1 protein-coding gene is annotated in these 970 nt (G+C 75.8%); it reads left to right on the forward strand.

Annotated elements, in window-relative coordinates; genetic code table 11:
• Positions 1–970, forward strand: a 970-nt coding sequence (locus GT042_RS36465) for a condensation domain-containing protein (RefSeq protein ID WP_237531554.1), incomplete at both ends; no start/stop codon positions are given.

Below are 970 nucleotides of genomic sequence, written 5' to 3' on the forward strand. Positions count from 1 at the left end.
GACGAGCACGCGCTCCTGGTGCTCGTCCACCACATCGCCGGGGACGGCTGGTCGCTGCGCCCGCTGTTCCGCGACCTGTCCCGCGCCTACCGCGCCCGGGTCGAGGACGGCCGGGACACGTCCGTACTGCCCCCGCTCCCCGTCCCGTACGCGGAACACGCCCGCCACCAGCTCGACCGGCTCGGCTCACCGGCCGACCCGCACGCGCTCGCCGCCCGCCAGCTCACCTACTGGCGCAAGGAGTTGGACGGACTGGCCGCCGACGGCCCTCTGCTGCCCCGCCGTTCCGGACGTCCCGCCGTCCCCGGTCCCGCAGCCCGGGTGGTGGTACGGCATCTCGGCGCGGCGGCCCACGCCCGCCTGGTCGACGCCGCCCGCGCGCAGGGCGCCACCCTCTTCATGGCCCTGCACGCCGCCCTGGCCACCGTGCTGGTACGGGCCGGCGCCGGCGAGGACACCGCGATCGGCGCCCCGGTCGCCGGCCGGTCCGGCGACGGCAGTGTCGAGGACGTCGTCGGGTTCTTCGTCAACATGCTGGTGCTGCGCACCGACCTGTCCGGCGATCCCACGGCGGGGGAGCTGCTCGCCCGCGTCAGGGAGACCGACCTCACCGCCTTCGCCCACCAGGACGTGCCGTTCGAGGACGTGGTCGGCGCCCTCAACCCGCCGCGCACACCCGGCCGCCAGCCGTTCACCGACGTGGTCCTCGCCCTCCAGAACAACGCCCGCGCCGAGGTCGCGCTCCCCGGCGCCGACCAGGGCGTCGAGGTCGTCCGTACCGGCGCCGCCCGGTTCGAACTGCTGGTGGACGTCACGGACTCGACCGCGCCCGACGGCACCCCGGACGGACTGACCCTCACCTTCGAGTACCGCGAGGACACCCTGGACGCCGGCTTCGTCCACTGGCTCGCGGACACCCTCCCGCACGCCCTGGAGGCAGCCGCCGCCGACCCCGCCACCCCGCTCTCCC

Origin of the sequence: Streptomyces sp. SID3212, assembly GCF_009865405.1 — a bacterium.
Classification (GTDB): Bacteria; Actinomycetota; Actinomycetes; order Streptomycetales; family Streptomycetaceae; genus Streptomyces.